Source organism: Shewanella violacea DSS12, from assembly GCF_000091325.1.
In the GTDB taxonomy this organism is placed as follows: Bacteria; Pseudomonadota; Gammaproteobacteria; order Enterobacterales; family Shewanellaceae; genus Shewanella; species Shewanella violacea.
Genome location: NC_014012.1, coordinates 4,816,678 through 4,839,401 on the forward strand (window position 1 = coordinate 4,816,678; position 22,724 = coordinate 4,839,401).

Sequence of the window (22,724 nt, forward strand, 5' to 3'; positions counted from 1 at the left end):
TCTAGGAGCATACCGCCTCCCTAGATACATAGTAAGTTTCTCTTAGCTAGGCTTCTTGGCAGAAATTGAATAGCTCAAAGGCACACGCTGTTGGTTATGCTCCATAACGTATCTTAGTACTCGCTCACCAGATGCCTGAGTATGAATTTCTTCGACCAAGCCCTCGAAGCAATTATAAGGGCTAAAATCAAACTCATTATAATGTTCGAGTATCAGCCCGGCGCGAAGCAAGGCATTGATAATATCTGAGATAGAATGGGGCCAAGTGATCAAGGTATCTTTCTCTCCTGAGCAGTTCTCTGTATAGGTCCCCTCTTCATCGACATCGGGCTCAGCTTGTGAAAAGTAGCTATAACCATCGAACAAGGCTTCTAATGGATGAAACTCAACCATATACAGCTGACCGCCAGGCTTAAGGCAATCTCGGACGACTTGAGCCCATAGGTCGAGATCAGGCAACCAGCACAGGGCACCATAAGAGGTAAACACGATATCGTACTGCTTAGACACTTTCTCAGCCGTACTATAAACGTCAGTACAGATAAACTCGGCTTCGAGACCAGCCTGCAATGCAAGCTCTTGGGCCTTTTCGATTGCCGTAGACGAGAGATCGATTCCTGTGACTTGGGCACCCTTTCTGGCCCAAGACAAGGTATCTAATCCAAAGTGGCATTGAAGATGAAGAAGAGTCTTACTTTTCACCTCGAGCTCATCAAGCTCAATCTCTTGCAGGGCACACTTACCCGATAGGAAGCCTTCAACATCATAAAATTTCGAGGCCACATGGGTGTGAGTACGCTTATTCCACGCTGATTTATTAATTGCTAAGTAGTCCATTGCTTAATCTCTTATATTCTATCCATAGGGAGTGACCTGATTTATAGCCCTTAAATCATGGTGATGAAATTCGCCACATTAGAGGTCTAGAAGCTCACAGATTAATCATAGAGATTAACATTTCCACAAACATCCACCAACATATCTTAGAATAACCATATAAAACATACAGATGAACTATTGGCATAAACACTGCAATAAGAATAACAATAGAACAGCAATGACTATGACTTCAAGTGCAGCAGAAAAACTTAAGTCTTAGCCACATATAATTGATTTCTAAGGAACAGAAACATGACATTACGCCCAACAGTACTCGCTTCTATATTCGCCCTATCCCTATCTGGATGCATTATTAACGTGAATGCCAGTATGGATCCTTTGGAACACAGTCAGCAGGTGATGCAACTCGATGCTAACGGACTCAATGCTATGGTCGCCAATACGGGAGCCGGATCACTAGAGATAATTGGTGTCCATGGGCTTACCAATATCATACTCGAGGCCGATATTTACACCTATGAAGAGATGGAGCCTGACTTGTCTTTGACTCAAAAAGGTAACACAGCTTATCTAGTTGCCGAATTTGACTCAAGATTCGGCTCAGGAAACTCCCCTTACATAGATCTTGTCATCAAGGTTCCGGCTAAAATGACCCTAGATATCGATGACGGCTCAGGCAGTATCAAGCTATCTGGCATGGATGCCAATATTAAGCTTGAGGATGGCTCAGGTAGCATAGAGATCCAAGGAGGCAGAAATTTGGATATACAGGATGGCTCAGGCTCAATAACCCTGTCGAATGTCCAGGGTAATATCCAGCTAGAAGATGGCTCAGGTTCGATTGATATCAGCAAGGTTAATGGTGATGTCAGTATCACAGATGGTTCCGGCTCTATGTCGGTCACGGATATTCAGGGCAAGGTCACCATAGAAGATGGTTCTGGTGGTATTGAGGTAGTTAACACTAAGGGATTAACTATTTTAGCAGCCGGTTCTGGCAGCTTGAGTTTCAAAAAGATAGATGGCCAGATCAACATTGAATAGCACTCATACCAATCGATATAATAAAAGTTAACTTAACAGACTTCCCGGCGCAGCGACTTTAGTCATTTCATGAGTCGCTGCCCACCCCAATATACACAGGAATAATCTGGCTTTATTCATGACCGATTATGCGATGATTAACACGCTAAATTAGTGACTCCATGACTCCGCTTCCAAAACTGCCAAATCAATCCGGTGCACACACTAAACCAGATCCATCTGAACATGATCACTTGCCAGAATGCATCGGCATCTATGCCCTTATCCAGCTCACACAGTAGGAGTACAGCCAACAAGGCTAAATAACTGAATAGTCTATATTTATCAGAGAACCGCACTAAAGGGGTAAGCAGTAGCGCCCCATAAGCGCACAGAGCACCGACGATAGCCCCCATGACAACATCAGCTGGCCAATGGGCACCTACCATTATCCTTGAGACACCAATAAGAGCGGCGACAGAGATCAAACCCAGCTTAATTTTATTGCACTTGCTCACCAAAAAAACTGTAACCGCAAACAGGAAAGCCGTCGCGGTATGACCCGAGGGAAAGCTATTCACATGCCGGGTCTCGCCTATAATATTTAAGTATTCCAAGATCACTGCGGGTCTGGGTGAGGCAAAATAATCTTTAATCAGAGGAACCATCAAGAGTGACAGTATGGCTGCAACCACGACTCTAAGAGTAAGCTCGGGACGCTTAATCAGATAACAGAGCACAATTGCGCCTAAAGTGGTTCCATTACCCAGATCGGTAATAGCACTAACAAGCCAAGCGGGTAACTGAGTGCCGATCCCGTTAATCAAATTGAATAACGAAAGATTAGTTGCATCGTTTAGCGTCAGTATATGTACTACAAACAGTGCAAGTAACAGAATCTGAAATCCATAGCCAGTCAACTGCCGAGACTGCGCCTTATATCTCATTCGCCCTTGAAGCAAATCGGTCATACCCTACCCCAGAATTTATTGACCAGAATAGGATACATTTTGAGCGTGAATTTTATGTGAAATGGCGGTCAGTCAGAGGAAATAGTGGCGGATAAAAAGCTTATCTGCTACTCAGATCACCATATCCGGCTGTTGTAACAACCAGGGAATTAACAGGCTTATACCTGACTCAAGCAGGTATCAGTTTGCTTATGGGCACTTATTAGGTCCAATTTTCTTTTTCGACTTAATTTTTTAACCAAAATCTCTCGCTTCAAGGCTTCAGAGTGAGTGCCAACTGGCTCGGAATACTCCAACACCAAGGGCCCCTTACCCCGAAGAAACTTGGCAGACTTAACACCACCCATTTGATGCTCACCGAAGCGGCGGCCAACATCTATGGTCACTCCAGTATAGAGGTGACCATTGTTGCAGCGGATCATGTACAGATACCAGAGTCTGGGACTGACCTCATCTGTGGGCATTAACCTAACCCCAGCAGCCCAAGAAAGAAGGCATATTCCTGTGCCGTATCTTGATAACGACGATAGCGACCACTCTTGCCCCCATGCCCAGCTTCCATATCGATATGAAACAGCAGCTTATTATCGTCTGTCTTATAGTCCCTCAACTTGGCTACCCATTTAGCAGGCTCAAAATATTGCACCTGAGAGTCATGTAATCCCGTGGTCACCAGCAGGTGGGGATAGGCCTGCCTGGTCATTCGGTCATAGGGAGAATAGCTCAGCATATAATCGAAGTAGGTCTTCTCATTGGGATTACCCCACTCATCATATTCATTGGTGGTTAGCGGTATGGTCTCATCGAGCATGGTAGTGACAATATCGACGAAAGGGACATGGGCCGCTACGGCGAAATACAATTCTGGCGCCTGATTGATCACTCCCCCCATCAATAAACCACCGGCACTTCCACCAGCAGCCAACACCTTTTTACTGTCACAATAACCTTGAGCGATTAATGCCTTAGTGACATCGACAAAATCATCGAAGCTGTGTTGCTTATTCAACATGCGACCCGAGTCATACCATGGGCGACCTAACATCTCCCCCCCTCTGACATGAGCTATGGCATAGACTAGCCCACGATCTAACAAACTGATCGCCGAGCTATCGAAATCAGGCTCAATAGTATGACCATAGGCGCCGTAGCCATATTGATACAGAGGATTTGTGCCGTCCTTAGCAAACAGATCTTTGCGATACACCAGAGTCACGGGCACCTTAGCCCCGTCCCTAGCGGTAATAAACAATCGCTCAGCTTGATAACGTTCGCTATCGAAGTCTCCCAGCACTTTCTCCTGCTTCAGCAAGCGCCTATTCATGGACTGACTCAAGTCGTATTCATAAACAGACTCAGGTGTAGTTGGGCTAGAGTAATAGATACGCAACTTGTCACTTAGCTGACAGGCATTAACATCCAAGCCTACGACATAGGCAGGATCATTAAACGTCAACTGATAGGATGCTTGCTCATTGAAGGGACGCACTTCTATCTGACTTACACCTTGAGTACGGGTTTGCACGATTAGATAGTCTTTTAATAGCAGAATATCTTCGATACGCGTATCTGCGGCAGCGGCTATGACCTCTTGCCACTGACTCTTATCTGAAATCTGCTTTTCATTGGCTTTCATCAGCCTGAAATTTTCGGCCTGCCAATTAGTTAAGATGTAATACTCATCACCTAACTTAGATACTGAGTATTCATGACCCTCTTCTCTTGGCAATAATGGTTCAAACTGAGTTAATGGCTTATCTGCATCGAGTACAGATACCTGGCTGGTGATGGTGCTCTCATGAAACAGCACTATACGGGTTTCATCTAGGCTCTTTCCCAGAGATATGTAATAGCTATCGTCTTGCTCTTCATACACCAACACGTCTTGAGACTGTTCGGTGCCTAGCCTATGACGAAACACCCGATTACCTAGTAAGGTTTGCGGATCTTTCTTGATATAGAACACATGTTGATTATCGTTGGCCCACACAGAACCACCATCTGTGCCATCCAAGACATCATCGAGTAAGCTTCCGCTATCAATGTCTTTGAAATATATCTTGTACATGCGCCTGCTGAGAGTATCTTCACCAAACGCCAGCTTAGACTCGTCATGACTGATGGACACACCACCTAAACCATAGAAATCATGGCCACTGGCCCGCACATTTACATCGAGTAAGACCTCTTCATTGGAATGCACATTAGCCCCTAGCTGAGCGCTCTCTGACGATAGGGCCGACGATGCCTGACTAAGTTGAATCTCGCTATCACCTTGGCTGCGAATCATCACAGGATACTCGAAGCCCAACTGATAACGGCTAGAATACCAATGGCTATGCCACTTATAAGGCACACTAGACTCGTCTTTATCCAACCGGCCGATCAACTCATCAAAGAGGGTTTTCTGTAACGCCTCATAGGGAGCAAATTGAACCGTTTTGTAGCGATTCTCAGCCTCCAGATGTGCCAGTATCTGAGGATCTTTTCTCTCATCATCCCTTAGCCAATAATAGTCATCGACACGCTTCACTCCATGGAGATTCATCTCAAATGGTACTTTTTTGGCTACCGGAGGAAGAAGATTATCGGCTTGTTTCATAGGTGTTTCTCTCAAGGTATCAGCGCATCCAAACGCTAGGCTTAGTATCAAGGGCGCAAATAGTAATTTAGTCTGAAATCCAAACAGGATCCGTGGCATCTAGGCATATTACACATACTTGGTAATTGATGTCCTAACTTGGCACTCTAGAATTGGAGTCTAAAGAGGATGGCGCCTCAGGTAAAGGGCCTGAGCCATCCCTTACTCTTGTCATTTTATTGAAAGAAGTGCACCATACTCACGCTCGACAGCTAATCTTGCAGGCATTGGACTCGATTATCGAGAAGGATCCACAAGATGATGTACGAGTAAATTCTCAGGGCGGGGTGTAACTCCCCACCGGCGGTGATAGTACTCGATTCGATTTAATAATCTAACTCAAGTCTTAAGCCCGCGAGCGCCCAAGCAAGCTTATATTGATAAATATGAGCAGCCTGGGGTCAGCAGATCTGGTGCCTTTTACCCTATGTAAAACATCCCAGAGCCGACGGTAATGAACTTTCTATTAATAGCCACCAGCTTAAGTAGTCAGTCTGAGTCCGGATGAGAGAGAATGTAAGATGTAACGAGAAGCCCCACAGACATGCCCTTAATCGGTATCTGTACTCTGCTTACTCGGTTCAGCTTAAGCACCCCATTGCGAGTCAATGTCGGTGTCATTTTCTGCACGCCCTGATTCTGGAAAACCCAAAGTTGTTTATTAAGGATTTTACCCATGAATCAGTCATTACTATCCCCTTTCGGCACAGCAATTGAGCGCGTCGAAGTCGCATTAGAAGCACTACAACAAGGCCGAGGTGTTCTCGTCGTCGATGATGAAGACAGAGAAAACGAAGGCGACCTGATCTATTCGGCAGAAATGCTAACCAATCAACAGATGGCACTGCTTATTCGTGAGGGTAGCGGCATAGTCTGCCTATGTTTAACCGACGAACGAGTCAAGCATCTCGACTTGCCACCTATGGTCGAAGACAACTCCAGCCAGTACGGTACCGCCTTCACGGTCAGTATCGAAGCTAAGGTAGGCGTTACCACTGGAGTGTCGGCCGCTGATCGAGTCACTACCATAAAGGCTGCCACCGCCGATAACGCAGTCGCAAGTGATCTGGCACGCCCCGGACATGTATATCCACTACGTGCTCAGCCTGGTGGAGTATTGACCCGCCGTGGCCATACCGAAGGCACCATAGACCTGATGCAATTAGCCGGATTGAAACCCGCTGGCGTATTGTGTGAAATAACCAATCCGGATGGCACCATGGCGAGACTGCCTGAAATCATTCAATTTGGAGAGAAACACCATCTACCGGTACTCACCATCGAAGATATTGTGGAATTCCGTCACGCCTTGATGGCGAAGGCGAGCTAAATTCAACTCAGTTGAATTTATTCATTAAGCTAAACAAAAAGCTATTATTCTGCTTTTTGTTTAGCTTTGACACGATTAACTAGATTTTTACCTGAGGGATTACTCCTCCTTTACCGGCACAAGACCTCTAATCATATCTCCGGTAGTAGACTCTATCGTTAGCCATTTCTTGATTTTTAAAGTAAAAAAAAGGAGCCCGCAAGGCTCCTGTTTCGTTTCAATTGTTGGATAGAGATTAAGCCGCTGGGCCAGTCATCACGCTAGCCGACTCTTGGACAGCCATCTGCGCGAGATCTTTATCGACAAAGAATAGAGACTTGCCATCTTCACCGACCAGACGGATCTTATCGACGATAGATTTAAACAACTTCTCCTCTTCATGCTGCTCGGATACATACCACTGCAGGAAGTTGAAGGTCGAATAATCTTGATTAGTAAATGCGGCATGGGCCAACGCATTGATCTTAGATGTGATCATCTGCTCATGCTCGTAGGTATATTCGAACAAAGCCAGCAGAGAAGAAAAATCAGATTGAGGCGCTTCTATGGAACCTAACAGAGGCATGCCACCGGTCTCACTCACATAAGTAAATAGACGATGCATATGCTGCATCTCCTCATCGGCATGAACACGCATAAACTTAGCGGCACCTTCGAAGCCTTTATCGTCACACCAAGCACTCATCTGTAAGTATAAATTAGAAGAGAAAAACTCGACATTTATCTGAGCGTTCAGTTGATCAATCATTGTTTGTGCCAGCATTTTATTCCTCAAGTATGTATATCCAGATGCTATTTATAGCAAAGTATTATCATTAAAAAAATAAAAAGTGCAATAAAATTTACTTTAAGTCACTGTTTATCAAATACAAATCGTTATCATTAAGAGCTAGAGCACAAAATAATAACTATGGCCGGCACAATATTATTTAACCAAACAATCCAGACCTGTTAGCATTTGGTTCTTGATATTACGGATGATAAGAATATAACCACCAAGGGATGAGAGTGCCCCAACGACTCTCTGGGTGGCAGGAAAGACTATGAATCTGACTCGAATAAGCACCCACAACCCGGCAGGTACCTTAGTAACCCTGCTATTGATAATGATATTTGGCATACTCGCCATCGCTAAGTTGCCCATACAGCTATTACCCGATATTCAGCCTCCACAGATCTCCGTATATAACAACTGGCGCTCAGCTGCTCCCCAGGAGATGGAATCTAACATCATAGAGCCCCAGGAAAATGTCTTAAGACAAGTCCCGGGTGTTATTGAGATGACCTCTAATATTTCGCAAGGTTTTGGCGCCATCTCGCTGACTTTCGAAGTCGGAAATAATATGCAAGAGGCGATGATCAATGTGATCAACGCCCTAAACCAAACGCCTCCACGTCCACTGGATGCTAACGAACCTTACATCAATGTCGGAGGCGGAGGGGCACCGAATCTAGCCTCATTGCTTATTCGTATGACTCCGGATAATCCAAACACAGATTTTAGTAAGTATCAGAAGCTGATAGACGATGTGGTAGAACCTAGGCTGAGACGGATCACTGGAGTTGGTTCGGTCCAGCTACATAGCAAGCTGCCAAAAGAGCTGCATATTCTGTTCGATCCCTATCGCGCCGCCGCGCTCGGCATCACCTTAGATCAACTACGTAGCACCCTATCCCGCGCCACCAATATCTCGGGGGGCACGGCCAATGTAGGACGACGTCAATATACGGTGAGATTTTTAGGTCAATATACCCCAGAAAACTTAGGCAAGCTGATCGTGACTTACAACGAGGGACGCCCCGTCTACCTCAACGAGCTTGCCGATGTCAGCGTATCGACCGCAGAAGTACAAGGGTTTACCAAGCGTAACGGCTACCTGGCTTATTACATCACTTTGCAAGGCACCTTCGACGCCAATACTGTGACCGTCCTCGAGGGAGTCAACCAAGCCATTGCCGAGCTTAATGAGGCAGAACTAAAAGATGCCGGGCTGATCATAGATCTATCTTTCGATGCCTCCGTACATATTAAGCGCGCCATCCTACTGGTAAAGAGTAACTTAGCCGTAGGCGTCTTGCTGGCTTTGATCATACTGTTCGCCTTCCTGCGCAGCTTTAGAGCGACCCTGATGATTGCATCGACCATTCCAGTCGCTCTACTTATCGCATTTTTCTCGCTGGAGGCCATGGGTCGCACCCTAAACGTGATATCCCTAGCCGGCTTGGCGTTCGCCGTGGGCCTAGTACTGGACGCCGCTATCATAGTGCAGGAAAACATCGTCAGGTTATTGCAAAAAGGCGAGCCCCTAGCTGATGCGATAGCCAAGGGAACCGAACAAGTGCGAGGCGCCTTGATGGCATCGACAGTCACTACTGTTGCCATCTTCCTGCCCATATTGTTTATGCCCGGAGTTGAAGGCCAACTATTCTCCGACTTAGCCCTGACCCTCTCGGTCGCTGTAGTTTCCTCCTTTATCAGTGCTATCACCTTAATTCCCGTATTTAGCCTACTATGGCTTAAGCTCCCCAAGAAAACTCAGGCCCACAGTGATAAACCAGATCTATGGCATAAACTCACCGAGTTAATACGCAAACTCACAGGTGAAAACAAGCGGGCAGCCAGTTGGTGCGGCTTACTCATTCTAGGCAGTGGTATATTAACTTTCGCCCTGATGCCCAGACCAGATTTTCTTCCCCAAGCCCGCTCAGATGGTATATTTGCCTTCTTCTCTTTGCCTCCAGGAACCAATGTGAACACCTTGGAAAGTGAGGTAGGTGAGATCATCATAGAGAGGCTTAAACCCTATTACGATAAAGAGAAGGCCCCCTATATCAAGGGCTATAACTTCTCTATGTATGCGGCATTCAACGTGCTGTTTGTCTACCCGGAAGATCCCTCAGAAGCCGATAAGATGATCCAGCTACTCAATGATGAGATCTTAATAGGCCTGCCAGATACGCAGGCCTTCACCAACCGGGCTTCACTACTTCAATTTGGTTTTAACGGTGGCCGAGCGATCAATATCGACCTTCAGGGACCGGATATGGAGGCCTTGATGGAGTCAGCCAGTAAAGGGATGGACCTGATCACTAAGGCACTTCCCGGCGCTGTGGTCCGCCCTATCCCAGGCCTATCCATGGCTCAGCCTGAGTTACAGCTTATCCCCAACGAGCGTCGTCTGGCACAGGCCGGAGTCGACAGGACTCAGATAGCCAATGCTGTTCGAGCTTATACTTCAGGACTATTTATCGGCGAATATTTCGATGGTAATGATCGCATGGATGTTCTGCTCAAGGGACCTAAGTGGCAATATCCGGAGCAACTAGCGGCGACGCCGGTTTACACTCAAGGCGCTGGTATTCAAACCATAGGGGAACTGGCGACTATCAAGCGTACTGTCGGCCCCACTCAACTGCAAAGGGTCAATGGAAAACGCAGTGTGAGTCTACTGATTTTTCCTCCTGCTGATATGTCATTGGACGAGGCTCTGGAGATCATCAACGACAAGGCTGTTCCTGAGTTAAAGGCCATGCTACCTGAGAATAGCTCACTCAAGTTCCGTGGCAGCGCCGATAAACTCGATAGCACCATCAGAGAGATGGGGGCTAACTTCCTGCTGGCCGTGCTTATCTTGTTCCTCCTGATGGCGGCCATGTTTAAGTCAGCCAAGGACAGCCTGCTCGTCCTGCTGTCTATGCCTTTAGCCATTTGCGGAGGCGTAGTCAGCCTGAGGTTACTTAACCTGATCAGCTTTCAGAGCCTAGATCTACTGACCATGATAGGTTTCATCATCTTACTGGGTCTTGTAGTCAACAATGCCATCTTGTTAGTTGATCAGACCCGTCAAGGCACCCGAGACGGCCTGAATATAGACGATGCCATCTATCAAGCCGTCGCCACCCGAGCCCGTCCGGTTTATATGAGCACGCTAACCTCGATATTCGGTATGCTGCCGCTTATGTTAGTGCCCGGCGTTGGCAGTGAAATTTACCGAGGCTTAGCCGCCGTTATCGTGGGCGGCATGACGTTCAGCGCCTTGTTTACCCTGATACTCATACCCAGCCTCTTGAAGCTTAGCCACTCCCTTACACCGCGAGCCCGCGCCTCGGACTCATTTTCACCCATTACAGAATCTAACTCAGGAGCTAAGTGATGAAACCTTTTATTCAAGCCAGCCTCTACCTCGGCCTATCTATTTCATTACTGATCCCCTCTACCTTGCTTGCCGAAGAGCAAGATACTCGGGAACCGGAAGAAAAACCCCGTCTAGTGAGCGTAGTTCAGGTAGAAAACCGTGCCCTCTCACCAAAAATAATGGTCATAGGCTCGGTTCATTCCCGCAGCAATTCTAAGCTAACCGCAGGGATAGATGGCAAACTCGAATGGGTGCAGGAAGCTGGCACCCATGTAGTCGCCGGAGAAGTCGTCGCCAGAATGGAAAAGACTCGCTTATCTCTGCAAAGAGAGCAACAGCAAGCCCAGATAGAATATGAGCATGTGGGACTCACACGATTGAATCGTGAATTACAGCGTTTAGAGCAACTGATAACCAGTAAGAATGCCTCGGAAACTGAGTTAGATAAGGCAAGATCCGACAGAGACCTCGCCGAGGCAAATCTCAAACTCGAACAGATAAAGCTCAAGATGATAATGGACGACCTTAGACGAACTGAGGTAAGAGCCCCCTTCTCAGGCATAATTACTCAGCGTCAGCGTCAAGCGGGCGAAGATATTAGCCGCTCTGTCTCAATAGTCTCCATCACAGACCCAGATAACTTAGAGATCCGCCTACATGCCCCGCTCAAGCATAGCCGTCGGGTAAAAGTTGGTGATGAACTCAATGTCTATCACAACGGAGGCGAGTTTCACGCCAAGATTCGTAGCTTGATCCCTGTGTCTGATATCCGCTCTCAGACCTTCGAGGCTCGCATAGATTTACCCCTTGAGATGCAAGATGCCTTCAGTGTCGGCGAGCTGGTCTCCCTAGCCTTACCTATAGCCTCTAAAAAGCTCACGACCTTAGTGCCTAGGGATGCCATTATCCTAAGATCTACTGGGGCCTATGTATTTAAAATAAATGCAGACAACAAGGCGGAGAAGATCCCTGTAAAGCTAGGTGACGGAGAAGGTGACTGGATAGCGGTCAAGGGCGATCTGACCTATGGTGATACTGTGGTGATCCGTGGCGCAGAGACATTACAAGATGGCCAGCAAGTAAAACAACAGCCTATCCCAGGGACTAAACTTACCACGGCTAGTTAGTTTTAAATAAGTTCCTAGGACCTAGGAACTTATTGCTCTCTCCCACTATCTCAATTCCACTTTAAGAAAAACACAGATGAAAAACTGGCGATGAGATCATAGTCTTCTGATATCAGCGTGGCATAATGTCTACTAACTTTCGCTTTTACTAATATCGCGTATATTTACGTGAAATTATAAATACCTCATTAAGGTAGTCAGATGCCAACTAAAGCCGACCCATGCTCTCAACCAAGCCTCATGCATCCAGATGAAGCGATAGCACTACTACTCGCACAAGTGAAGCCCTTGCAAGACTCAGAAGTCGTACCTATTTCCCAAGGGCTAGGACGAGTATTGGCCGAAGATTTAGCATCAAGTATAGACCTGCCCCCCTTCAATAACTCGGCCATGGACGGTTACGCGTTTCGCTTCGAAGATCTTGCCAACAATGAAAGCCTGAATTTAATCGGGCAATCTTACGCAGGTCACCCATTCGAAGGTGAAGCTAAACCTAACACTTGCATCAGCATCATGACGGGGGCACCTCTGCCCGTTGGCTACGATACAGTGCAGATGCATGAGAAGGTTGAAGCCAAGGAGGAGGCTATCTTCATCCAGCCTCCTAAAGCCATAGGCGCTAACGTGCGCTATCGTGGCGAAGAGATTAAAACTGGTGGCAAGGTATTAGTCAGCGGCACTCAAATTGGCGCCGCCGAGCTTGGCGTGCTGGCCACCATAGGCACGAGCCAAATCCGCGTGACACGTCAGGTAAGAGTCGCCTTCTTCTCCACCGGAGATGAGCTTAGACCGGTAGGAACTGAGTTAGCCCCAGGCCAGATTTATGACTCGAACCGATACAGTATTCGTGGCCTTCTCAGCCGAGCTAACGTCGAGTGGATCGATATGGGGGTAGTTAAAGATGATCCTGAGGCTATACGCGAAGCATTCAGAAATGCTTCTGCCAATGCCGACATGGTACTTACCTCAGGTGGTGTCTCAGTAGGTGATGCCGATTACACTAAACAGATACTCGATGAAGAGGGTGAAATTACATTTTGGAAGCTGGCCATCAAACCAGGTAAGCCCTTCGCCTTCGGTAAGATAAATAAAGCCATCTTCTGCGGCCTACCAGGTAATCCAGTTTCCTCCATGGTGACCTTCTACAAACTAGTATGGCCCTTGATCAACAAGATGCAGGGACTCCCCCAGGCTAAACCACTACAGTTAAAGGCCAAATTGAAGGGCGAGTTACGCAAATATCCGGGACGTGTTGAATATCAACGTGGCATCTTAAGCCAGGATGATAAGGGTGAATTCCAAGTCTGCTTAACTGGAGGCCAAGGCTCTGGCATGCTCACTTCGATGAGTTTAGCCAACTGCTTCGTCATACTTGCCCAAGAGCAAGGCCATACAGCTGACGGCACACTCGTTACGGTTGAACCTTTTAATACAGTACTTTGCTAACATAAACCCTTGGCTAGCCGTTAGCATAAGCGCTTCATCGCCAGCTGATTACTAGCCAATTTCTAGCCCAAGAAAGCATCAGGAAAACAGTTATGAGTTCGACAGCCGATAACCATGATATCTTGTCTGACAGTGAGATACTCAGATACAGTCGCCAGATATCTATCAGGGCAATGGACTTCGAAGGCCAGGAAAAACTCAAACTCGCTAAGGTGCTGATTATCGGCGCCGGTGGCCTAGGCTGCGCGGCCAGCCAATATCTTGCGGTGGCGGGTGTGGGCCATATAACCTTAGTCGATTTCGATACCGTCGAATTATCCAACCTGCAGAGGCAGGTACTGCATCAAGACAAGAATATAGGTCAAGCTAAGGTTGAGTCAGCCAGAGAGAGCCTAAGTGAGCTCAACCCTCACATTCAGATAGATGTCATAGATGCACAGCTTAACGATGCCGAGATAAATAAACTAGTTGCTCAACATGGCTTAGTATTGGACTGCACAGATAACCTGGCCGTACGCGAGCAGCTTAATAGCAGCTGCTTCAGCCATAAAGTACCGCTCGTTTCCGCCGCAGCCATTCGCATGGAGGGTACAGTTACTGTATTCGACTATCAGGATGAGCACCCCTGCTATCACTGTTTTAGCAAGCTCTTCGGTGAACAGCATCTCACCTGTGTCGAGTCTGGCATACTCGCTCCTGTGGTCGGCATGATAGGTTGTCTGCAAGCCGTCGAGGCCATCAAGGTGATAACTAACATGGGTAAGCCTCTGCTAGGACGAATCTTGATGATAGATGCCATGACTATGGAGTTCCGCGAGATGAAACTGACTAAACAGATAAACTGTGAAGTCTGTGGCTAATCACCTGCATGAGTCTTGTGATGATAGATGACATTAATATGGAATTTCGTGAGATGAAGCTGACGAAACAGATAAACTGTGAAGTCTGCGGCTAATCACCTGCATGAGTCTTGTGATGATAGATGACATGACTATGGCTATGGAATTTCGCGAGATGAAGCTGACGAAACAGATAAACTGTGAAGTCTGCGGCTAATCACTTGCATGAGTCTTGTGATGATAGATGACATGATTATGGCTATGGCTATGGAATTTCGCGAGATGAAGCTGACGAAACAGATAAACTGTGAAGTCTGCGGCTAATCACCTGCATGAGTCTTGTGATGATAGATGACATGACTATGGCCATGGAATTTCGCGAGATGAAGCTGACTAAACAGATAAACTGTGAAGTCTGCGGCTAATCACCTGCATGAGTCTTGTGATGATAGATGACATGACTATGGCCATGGAATTTCGCAAGATGAAGCTGACTAAACAGATAAACTGTGAAGTCTGCGGCTAATCACCTGCATGAGTCTTGTGATGATAGATGACATGGCTATGGCTATGGCTATGGAATTTCGCGAGATGAAGCTGACGAAACAGATAAACTGTGAAGTCTGTGGCTAATCACCTGCATGAGTCTTGTGATGATAGATGACATGACTATGGCTATGGAATTTCGTGAGATGAAACTGACTAAACAGATAAACTGTGAAGTCTGCGGCTAGGGCTTAGTTCGCTCAGGTCTTAACTTTATTCAAAGAATATTTATAAAATTAACCCTTTTATGGGTATAACTCGTTATTAACACCATAAATTAGTAACTCAAGTCTTTAACGGAGAATCGAAGGATATGATTAAATCAGCCTCAACGGCATTGCTTATCGCCAGTGTCCTAATGCTTAGTGCCTGTAATCAAGATAAACCTGCCACCCCAGAAGAAACCCAAGCTTTCACCGAAAAAGTGGTAGAAGCCGCTATCGACACTGTAGTCACACTAGCCAATCCTGCCTCAGAGTATTGCATCTCTCTGGGTGGCGAGCTAAAGATGAAGACTGAAGCCGATGGTCAAGTAGGCATCTGTCACTTACCTAGCGGTGAGAAAATCGAAGAGTGGTCTTTATACCGTAAAGCCCATAAACAAGAGATAACTAAGGCAATCGATATGGTGAATCCAGCCGCCGCTTACTGTGAGTCTCTACAAGGAAAGCTAGATCTAAAATCGGGCATCTGTACCCTGCCTAGTGGTGAAGCCATCGAACATTGGCAACTGTTTAAGCGTGATCACAAGCAAACCCAGCCTCAGATAAGTATGGCTAACCCAGCCTCTGTTTATTGTAAATCTGTCGATGGAAAACTAGACCTAAAGTCGGGTATCTGTACTCTGCCAAGTGGTGAAGCACTGGATGAGTGGACTCTGTTCAAGCGAGATCACAAACAGGCTAAGCCTCAGATTGGTATCGCTAACCCAGCCTCAGTCTATTGTAATTCAGTCCATGGAAAACTAGACCTAAAATCGGGTATTTGTACCCTTCCAAGTGGTGAAGCACTGGATCAGTGGACCCTGTTCAAACGTGATCACAAACAGGCTAAGCCTCAGATTGGTATCGCTAACCCAGCCTCTGTCTATTGTAAGTCTGTCCATGGCAAACTAGACCTAAAATCGGGTATCTGTACTCTGCCAAGTGGTGAAGCACTGGATCAATGGACTCTGTTCAAGCGTGATAACAAGAGTGCAGAATCGAGTTCAGATCTAGCAAAGCCAACGAGTTAACCCTCCTAGAATAACAAGGAGCGCCTGACTAGATGTCGAGATTACCTATGGATCCCTCCTATGAGCTGGCTTGTGATATCAGCGATAACTGGGATTTAGAAGATTGGCGACCCATACTCGACACTATCTGTATCAGGCATGGTATTACTGCTATCCAAATGAGTCAGAACTTCGAAGGCACTAACCCTGTCTTCGAGTTGACTCTGGCTTCTGATATCAGAGGCTTAGACAATACTAACCAGTCCTTTGTTGTCAAAATTCTAGCTCCAAATTTTCACGTTCAATATCAGAGTGAATACCTGAGTCTCAAGTTACTCAATCACCACACTCTTGGGGTCAAGGTTCCTAAACTCTTGTACTTCGGGGATGTCGACAACTGGCCCTATCTAGTGATAGAAAAACTAGATGGCATCATGCTCTCATCCGTACTCACTGAGCTTTCCATCGAAGAGCGATGCGACATAGCGCGACAACTGGGTCACTTCAGTATGCTCTTGCATCAAGTTCCAAAGCAGAGCATCGAAGGCTTGAGGCTGGATTGGCCAGACTTTATCCGGCTACAAACCGATAAATGCTATGAGAAGCGTAAGAAGCAAGGCCTGCCAGAGCCTCTGCTTGAAGAGTTAAATGCCTATCTTGCCAGCCATAGCAACAAATTGGCTGCTAACCTAAATAAAACAGATGCACACCTGATACATACAGATTTGCATCCGGGTAACCTATTGGTTAAGAAGCACCAAGGGCAATATCAATTTTCCGGGATCATAGATTTTGGCGATGCCTTAGCTTGCCCAGATCCGGTATTTGAATTTACCTCTCCGGCATTACTTCTCGCCCTTGGTGAACCAAAAATATTCCATGCCTATCTCGATGGCTATGAATTTAAAGGTAAACGAGATGCCAACTTACAACAACATATGATGATGCTCAGTCTCTTGAGACACACAGGTGACATGAACTACATGCTGCAACACGTGCCAGGCTGTAGCCATGAAGAAACCTGGCAGGCCCTAGAAGCTAAGTTTTTCCCACTTTAATCAAGACTTCTAGCTTCGGCCATAAGCAGGCCCTTCTCAACCCAAAGTGAGACCTTGACCCCCTTAACCGTTATCGATAGCGGCACCTCACCTTTCTCTATCTTAGGTATCTCGCCATAAAGCTTAGGATTATAGCCAACCTCATACAGGGTCACCTTCTTGCCCTTATCCGTTTGATAACGGATCTGCGCCGCCGTGACTCCCTGAATCGAGCAGTAACGCCCACCTAACATGGAGTTTTCTTGCTTAGCAAACAAGTCGGAATCCACAACGGAGAAATCTAGCTGAGTAAAATAGTCACGCAGAGGTGCCAGTTGAGCCGATTTAAGCTCCAGAGGCTTCATCTTTATATGGTTCATAGCGACTTCGTCGGCAATCTTCCAGCTCATATCCTGACTAGCTGGATAAATATTAACACTCAATATAAATACCAAGAGCAGACTTGCAGTGAGAGCCAATAAAGAATATTTACCTCTGCTGGCTTTGAGGCGACGGCTTGCAAGCTCATGCTGCAGAACCTTGTCATCGATATTTTGCAGATGAGTCGAATCATGGTCGACCTTAGGCACAGCCTCTTCAAAATCCTCCCCTAGTAGCCGCTCAAATTTAGCCAGCTGTTCATCATCCAATGACTCCGACTCTATATATAATTTCACCGCTTGTTTGAAGCCAGTATTCATATTCCCTGAGCCTAAATTACTCATGATGATGCCTCTTTAAGCCAGCCACGACTTAAGCTAACCTCGGCGACTTTCTGCTTAATCCTGTGTAATCGAGACAAGACAGTGCCCCTTGGCTGATTGAGTGCTGTGGCAATCTCGGCAGCGGTATAACCATCGATAGCCCACAGATAGAGCACTTCTCTTTGAGCCGAATTTAATAACTCAAAGACTTGCTCGATACGTCTATGCTGGATATCTAGCGTCTCTAACGAAGTCTCATCCAAAAGGACTGGCCCTTGCTCATCTATAGGCTCGAAGGCCACCCTATTCAGACGCCGACACTCATCAACAAACTGATTACGGATAATCTTGCGCATATAAGCATGGGAATATTCAGGCACTTTACCGTATCTGAGCCATTTTTCTAAAGCTGTCTGTAACAGGTCTTCGGCGCGCACGGAATCGGCAGTCAAACATAAGCTGTATCTATATAGGCTCTGTAACTGCTCGCGAGTCAGCATTTACCTAGCTCCCCTTAAGATAAATCCACACACCCAGCCTCTGGCTATCCATTGGGGCAAGCTGGCCATATCGAGTCCTCTGTGCATCATCTCACCTAAGCTCTCACCACAAGCTATGGCATCCAGAAGCTTAAAGTCCTGCTCAGATAAGGGATTAACCTGAGGTTTAAACGAGTCTCGGGATACACTCAGAAAATATTCTGCATCTGAGCAGTCTATTGCCGACGGCTCATGCTGATGAACTAGCCAGATCTCATACAGTGGGAAACTAGACTCCAGAATAAAGATATCAGGCCTAAGCCCCAAAACAACATCTTGCTGTTGATCCTCCGACAAGTTAGCCATTTGAGCTAGCTGCTGACAGTCTCGGCTATCTGCGGCGTAATAGCTCAGCTGTAATGACCACTCCAGCCTGGCAACTTCAGCCAGATATCTCACCTTGTCAAATTCTGGCCCCCTCGCTATGATCCCAAGTAAAAATCGAGGAAAAGCTTCGCCATAGCTGTTCAAGTTACTTTCTACCATGGGGTGAGTGTGAATGTAGTCCACCGCGAGCCGAGAGAAACAAGTCTCTCCCACTAGTTCCTGACAAATAGGAAAGGCGATGGATAACCTTGCGGTCAACGCCTGCAATGAGTTGTTACGATACACGGCCAGCCGACTCGCCTGAGCTGGATCCACCAATGCCAATAATGCCTCATCATCCCCTCCTTGCCTCAGGGCATCGATAAAAGACTCTTGCCATTGGGCTAAGCGCATCGCTTTCCACCTGTTGTTTTCTGCTGCTGGGTTGGCACTTGGGCCGAGTCTAAAATCTCGGCCGCCAGTGATCTTTCGGCTAACAGCCTCTCGAGCAGTGGCAAGTCACTGTCCCACTCGATCATACTGGGAATATGGCCATTTTTAGCAATGAATAGCTTGAAAGCCTGCCACACTCTTTCATCCACCGGGTGATTATGGGCATCGAGCAGGTAGTCTCCCTTATCTTGAAAACCCGCCAGATGTATCTGTTTGACTCGCTCTACCGGAATAACATCCATAAATGCCTGCATGTCCTGATTAAGGTTTTTGCTGGTAACAAAGGCGTTATTGATATCCAGTAACAAGTAGCAATCGGCTTGCCGAGCTACCGCTGCAATAAACTCTCCCTCTGTCATCTCATTAAATTGACAACTCACATAGGTAGACACGTTTTCCAACAGAATTCTTTCACCCATAAAGTCCTGCACTTGAATAATGCGCCGACTAAGATGCTCAACAGCCTCTTGGGTATAGGGTAAGGGAAGGAGATCAGGAACCTTAAGGCAAGCATTACCCGAGAAGCTGGCATGCTCTGAATACCAGAGGGCTCCTGTTTTCACCTTTAAGTCTTTAACTTGCTGCAGGTAGCTAAAATCGAGAGGATCTGGCCCGCCAAGTGACAGACCAACACCATGTAAGACTATTGGGTAACGCTCGGATATAGCCGCTAGCATATGCTTGTTTAGCCCTCCCTCGACTAGCCAGTTGTCTACCAAGAGCTCGAACCAGGGAATATCTGTCTCATGTGCAGCCAATATCTGCTGCACATGGGGGAGACGCAGGCCAATGCCTGCACCATTTAACGTCCCCCTGGTCATCAGGACTTTGCTGGCTTAACAGCTTTAACTTCACCACCAGTGATCTTTTCACAGGTCCCAGCCGGTACATACAGCCACTCATTGGGCAAGTTATCGGCCTTAGACTTACCAGCACAACCATGGCTACCATCGAGTGCGCCGCAATCATTAGCGCCGGCCTTAGCAATACCCGCACATTTTTCCCACTCAGTAGGTTGATTTGGTACCGCGTTAACACCCACGGAAAGACCTGCGGCTAAGATACCCGCCACAGTTAAACCAAGCGCTTTATTTGAAGATTTCATCTAGTTCTATCCTTTATAAAAAGTGAAGAGTTCACCTCTATAACGAATAGCAGATAATTTTGATTGCATGAGTTTATCTATTTTAAATAAACAAAATAACTATGAACCTAAGGAATTGAAAACTAACGAGTGCGGTAGATTGAGCTTAAAGAGGTGAAATTGAACCAGATAAACTGCAGGTACAGAGGAAGACCCGTCTATAAAGACAAACTCCCTCAAGTGAGGGAGTTTGGTATTTGTAAGCTTAACCTATGAAGCTTAGGTAACCCTGCAAGATAATCGCGTTAACGATATCGATAAAGAAGGCACCAACGATAGGAACCACCATAAAGGCTTGAGGCGATGGACCCGTTCTGCTTACTAGTGCTCCCATGTTCATCACGGCAGTGGGCGTAGCACCCATACCGAAACCACAATGGCCACCCGCTATAACTGCGGCATCGTAATTACTACCCATCAGGCGGAAAGTAACGAAATAGGCGAATAAAGCTAAGGTCACTGTCTGGACCAAAAGAATAGCTAACAGAGGAAGCGCCAGGTCAAATATCTCCCATAGCTTGAGACTCATCAGCGCCATAGACAGGAACAATGACAGAGACACTGAACCTAAAACATCGACACTTTCACTGTTAATCTTATAACCACGAGAGACCTCGGTTATGTTAGTGATCACCACACCGATAAATAAAGCATAAACAAAATCAGGCATTTTTAGCCAGCTAATGTCCATGATAGCTACCAGGTTACCGATCCACTTAGCTCCGGCTACACATAAAAGTAGGATAAACAGGACCTCAAGAATACTCTTAGCGGTAACCCTATCCTCTTCCAACTGATCGTAAGTCACTAGATCAGGATGATCTTTATGATGATTGCCACCTATGCCATAGGATGACACGAGATTATTTTTATTAATCAATCTCTGAGCCACTGGACCACCAATGATCCCGCCCATTACCAGACCAAATGTCGCTGCAGCCATAGCAAATTCGAGCGTATTGATGCCGTAGTCTTCAGAGAAGATTTGCGCCCAAGCCGCGCCGGTGCCATGACCGCCGGAAAGTGTAATAGAACCCGCTATCAAACCCATCAAAGGCTCTAAACCTAGGGCGGTAGCCATACTCACACCGACAGCATTCTGAATAACAATATAAAGGGATGCGATCCCTAAGAAAATAAATACCTTTTTGCCACCCTTGAGGAGCAATTTATAACTCGCGGCGAGACCCACTGTGCTGAAAAACATCAGCATAAGCGTATTTTGCATCGACAGTGTAAAATCCAACGAGATATTGTTGAAGTGTAAGACTGTGATGATAGTCGCGACAATAAGGCCACCAACGATAGGCTCGGGAATATTGTATTTTCTAAAGAAAGCGACATGGCGGTTAACCGAGTGCCCAATAAAAAGCACTAAGATCGCCACTAAAAACGACTCTAGTTCGCCTATAGAATAAACTGTATTCATGAAACTCCTATTTGAATATGCAAAACTTTGATACCTAACTTCATGCACAAGTACTCGACCATGCAAGTATGAATTTATAGGCCTCGAAAACCCTGCTCACGTTTCTATCTGCGACGGTATTCATGTGAATTGACCGCAGATGAGTTGAGAAGCCGCACATTCTGCCATAGATCACCTGATATGGGACATTAGTGAATGGCAAAAAAGAGAAGTTTAACGGGGAAACATACATGCAGCATACAAGTTAAGTATGAATACCACACAAGTGTTAACTAGGATGAGTGGTTGTTACCGCCAAAGTGAAGATATCAAACACAATAAACAGGTAAGAACTGAAATCAGTGCGATGACTATTTAGCCCATTGAGAGGGAAATATTGAAATTTATCTGAAAAACATGCCCATATCAGGTCTCAGAAACTGGCTCTGAATCGGTTTGTGTTGCGTCAATTTTGGCTAAACGCTCACGCTCTGCTTTGGATACATATTTAGGCTTATTACTCGAGTGCAGTTTCGAATTTGCCTTTTGCGATTTTTTTTTGAAATTCAGGGTTATTTTTTTTGTCCGGTTCATCTTTATATGGCCTAGCCTATTTAGTAATGACGTGATTATATACCCAAACTAGTTCGAAACCAGTGATGAGTTCGATTCAAATTTAGATGGCAACACCAGTCTAGATACATCTGCAGCCCTTATGTGTACAAGCACTTTATCTGGGTCAGATCATTCTAGAACCTAGAACCTAATAAATGCCCAATAAAAAACGCAGCCAATGGCTGCGTTTTTTCTCTTTCAAGCCCTGATTAGCTTGTTAAATCGTGGAACTACTTAGTCACGACCCATAATGCGTGTAGCAAACCAGGAATGAAGAAGAGTAGACATAAGACGATGTTGATAAGCAGATCTTTGCCCATACCCGACTTTAAAAATACCGCGACTGGTGGTAATAAAATCGCAATAACAATTAGCAGTAGTTTATTTGTATCCATGAAAAAATCTC

The 22,724-nt window shown here is 46.1% G+C and carries 22 protein-coding genes and 1 riboswitch; of the genes, 9 read left to right on the forward strand and 13 right to left on the reverse strand.

Features of this window, described 5'->3' with window-relative positions:
• Nucleotides 1-42: 42 nt before the first annotated feature.
• Nucleotides 43-837 (reverse strand): class I SAM-dependent methyltransferase, encoded by a 795-nt coding sequence (locus SVI_RS19975; protein ID WP_013053466.1) that lies wholly within the window; start codon nucleotides 835-837, stop codon nucleotides 43-45.
• Nucleotides 838-1,131: 294 nt separating this feature from the next.
• Here SVI_RS19975 and SVI_RS19980 point away from each other — a divergent pair, with 294 nt between their 5' ends.
• Nucleotides 1,132-1,884, forward strand: a complete 753-nt coding sequence (locus tag SVI_RS19980; protein WP_013053467.1) for a DUF4097 family beta strand repeat-containing protein — start codon at nucleotides 1,132-1,134, stop codon at nucleotides 1,882-1,884.
• Between the two features lie 137 nt (nucleotides 1,885-2,021).
• Here SVI_RS19980 and SVI_RS19985 read toward each other — a convergent pair whose 3' ends face one another.
• The 3 genes from SVI_RS19985 to SVI_RS19995 all read right to left on the reverse strand — a co-directional run bounded on the left by SVI_RS19985 (nucleotide 2,022) and on the right by SVI_RS19995 (nucleotide 5,535).
• Nucleotides 2,022-2,834 carry a phosphatase PAP2 family protein gene (locus SVI_RS19985; RefSeq protein WP_231847752.1) on the reverse strand — a complete coding sequence of 271 codons (813 nt, stop codon included), beginning with the start codon at nucleotides 2,832-2,834 and terminating at the stop codon, nucleotides 2,022-2,024.
• A 158-nt stretch (nucleotides 2,835-2,992) separates the two neighbouring features.
• On the reverse strand, nucleotides 2,993-3,298 hold the full coding sequence (locus SVI_RS19990) for a GIY-YIG nuclease family protein (RefSeq protein ID WP_013053469.1): 306 nt from the start codon (nucleotides 3,296-3,298) through the stop codon (nucleotides 2,993-2,995).
• Nucleotides 3,298-5,535: a S9 family peptidase gene (locus tag SVI_RS19995; RefSeq protein WP_013053470.1), complete on the reverse strand. Its 2,238-nt coding sequence runs from the start codon at nucleotides 5,533-5,535 to the stop codon at nucleotides 3,298-3,300. Before SVI_RS19995 ends, SVI_RS19990 begins: the two co-directional genes overlap by 1 nt.
• Before the next feature lie 53 nt (nucleotides 5,536-5,588).
• Between SVI_RS19995 and SVI_RS21645 the strand changes: the two genes are divergently transcribed.
• Together SVI_RS21645 and ribB are read left to right on the forward strand one after the other, a co-directional pair.
• A complete protein-coding gene (locus SVI_RS21645; protein ID WP_013053471.1) occupies nucleotides 5,589-5,768 on the forward strand; it encodes a hypothetical protein in 180 nt (59 codons plus the stop codon).
• Nucleotides 5,745-5,995: riboswitch (FMN riboswitch) on the forward strand. Its footprint overlaps the gene before it by 24 nt.
• Before the next feature lie 156 nt (nucleotides 5,996-6,151).
• Nucleotides 6,152-6,805 carry a 3,4-dihydroxy-2-butanone-4-phosphate synthase gene (ribB, locus tag SVI_RS20010; RefSeq protein WP_013053472.1) on the forward strand — a complete coding sequence of 218 codons (654 nt, stop codon included), beginning with the start codon at nucleotides 6,152-6,154 and terminating at the stop codon, nucleotides 6,803-6,805.
• Between the two features lie 235 nt (nucleotides 6,806-7,040).
• Here ribB and ftnA read toward each other — a convergent pair whose 3' ends face one another.
• Nucleotides 7,041-7,568 carry a non-heme ferritin gene (gene ftnA / locus SVI_RS20015; protein WP_041420132.1) on the reverse strand — a complete coding sequence of 176 codons (528 nt, stop codon included), beginning with the start codon at nucleotides 7,566-7,568 and terminating at the stop codon, nucleotides 7,041-7,043.
• Between the two features lie 280 nt (nucleotides 7,569-7,848).
• Here ftnA and SVI_RS20020 point away from each other — a divergent pair, with 280 nt between their 5' ends.
• The 6 genes from SVI_RS20020 to SVI_RS20045 all read left to right on the forward strand — a co-directional run bounded on the left by SVI_RS20020 (nucleotide 7,849) and on the right by SVI_RS20045 (nucleotide 17,170).
• Nucleotides 7,849-10,959: an efflux RND transporter permease subunit gene (locus SVI_RS20020; protein WP_013053474.1), complete on the forward strand. Its 3,111-nt coding sequence runs from the start codon at nucleotides 7,849-7,851 to the stop codon at nucleotides 10,957-10,959.
• A complete protein-coding gene (locus SVI_RS20025) occupies nucleotides 10,959-12,068 on the forward strand; it encodes an efflux RND transporter periplasmic adaptor subunit (protein WP_013053475.1) in 1,110 nt (369 codons plus the stop codon). Before SVI_RS20020 ends, SVI_RS20025 begins: the two co-directional genes overlap by 1 nt.
• A gap of 201 nt (nucleotides 12,069-12,269) precedes the next feature.
• Nucleotides 12,270-13,514 carry a molybdopterin molybdotransferase MoeA gene (moeA, locus tag SVI_RS20030; protein WP_013053476.1) on the forward strand — a complete coding sequence of 415 codons (1,245 nt, stop codon included), beginning with the start codon at nucleotides 12,270-12,272 and terminating at the stop codon, nucleotides 13,512-13,514.
• Nucleotides 13,515-13,606: 92 nt separating this feature from the next.
• Nucleotides 13,607-14,374 (forward strand): molybdopterin-synthase adenylyltransferase MoeB, encoded by a 768-nt coding sequence (gene moeB / locus SVI_RS20035; protein WP_013053477.1) that lies wholly within the window; start codon nucleotides 13,607-13,609, stop codon nucleotides 14,372-14,374.
• 838 nt (nucleotides 14,375-15,212) lie between these two features.
• On the forward strand, nucleotides 15,213-16,133 hold the full coding sequence (locus tag SVI_RS20840) for a DUF333 domain-containing protein (protein ID WP_013053480.1): 921 nt from the start codon (nucleotides 15,213-15,215) through the stop codon (nucleotides 16,131-16,133).
• 32 nt (nucleotides 16,134-16,165) lie between these two features.
• On the forward strand, nucleotides 16,166-17,170 hold the full coding sequence (locus SVI_RS20045; RefSeq protein WP_013053481.1) for a phosphotransferase family protein: 1,005 nt from the start codon (nucleotides 16,166-16,168) through the stop codon (nucleotides 17,168-17,170).
• Here SVI_RS20045 and SVI_RS20050 read toward each other — a convergent pair.
• From SVI_RS20050 to SVI_RS20935, 8 genes are all read right to left on the reverse strand, one after another.
• A complete protein-coding gene (locus SVI_RS20050; protein WP_013053482.1) occupies nucleotides 17,167-17,874 on the reverse strand; it encodes a hypothetical protein in 708 nt (235 codons plus the stop codon). The genes SVI_RS20045 and SVI_RS20050 overlap by 4 nt on opposite strands.
• Nucleotides 17,871-18,353 (reverse strand): RNA polymerase sigma factor, encoded by a 483-nt coding sequence (locus tag SVI_RS20055; protein WP_013053483.1) that lies wholly within the window; start codon nucleotides 18,351-18,353, stop codon nucleotides 17,871-17,873. The genes SVI_RS20050 and SVI_RS20055 overlap by 4 nt, the downstream gene beginning before the upstream one ends.
• Nucleotides 18,354-19,112, reverse strand: coding sequence for an HvfC/BufC family peptide modification chaperone (locus SVI_RS20845; protein WP_013053484.1), 759 nt, complete (start codon nucleotides 19,110-19,112; stop codon nucleotides 18,354-18,356).
• The gene (locus SVI_RS20065) at nucleotides 19,103-19,972 is read right to left on the reverse strand and encodes a DUF692 domain-containing protein (RefSeq protein ID WP_013053485.1); all 870 of its coding nucleotides are present in this window, start codon (nucleotides 19,970-19,972) and stop codon (nucleotides 19,103-19,105) included. Before SVI_RS20065 ends, SVI_RS20845 begins: the two co-directional genes overlap by 10 nt.
• Nucleotides 19,972-20,256: a BufA1 family periplasmic bufferin-type metallophore gene (locus tag SVI_RS20070; RefSeq protein WP_013053486.1), complete on the reverse strand. Its 285-nt coding sequence runs from the start codon at nucleotides 20,254-20,256 to the stop codon at nucleotides 19,972-19,974. Before SVI_RS20070 ends, SVI_RS20065 begins: the two co-directional genes overlap by 1 nt.
• Nucleotides 20,257-20,500: 244 nt before the next feature.
• Nucleotides 20,501-21,724 (reverse strand): sodium/glutamate symporter, encoded by a 1,224-nt coding sequence (gene gltS / locus SVI_RS20075; protein ID WP_013053487.1) that lies wholly within the window; start codon nucleotides 21,722-21,724, stop codon nucleotides 20,501-20,503.
• A gap of 405 nt (nucleotides 21,725-22,129) precedes the next feature.
• Entirely contained in the window at nucleotides 22,130-22,297 is a 168-nt protein-coding gene (locus tag SVI_RS21290) for a DUF2986 domain-containing protein (RefSeq protein WP_013053489.1), read from the reverse strand.
• A 251-nt stretch (nucleotides 22,298-22,548) separates the two neighbouring features.
• Nucleotides 22,549-22,713, reverse strand: coding sequence for a YqaE/Pmp3 family membrane protein (locus SVI_RS20935; RefSeq protein WP_013053490.1), 165 nt, complete (start codon nucleotides 22,711-22,713; stop codon nucleotides 22,549-22,551).
• Nucleotides 22,714-22,724 lie beyond the last annotated feature (11 nt).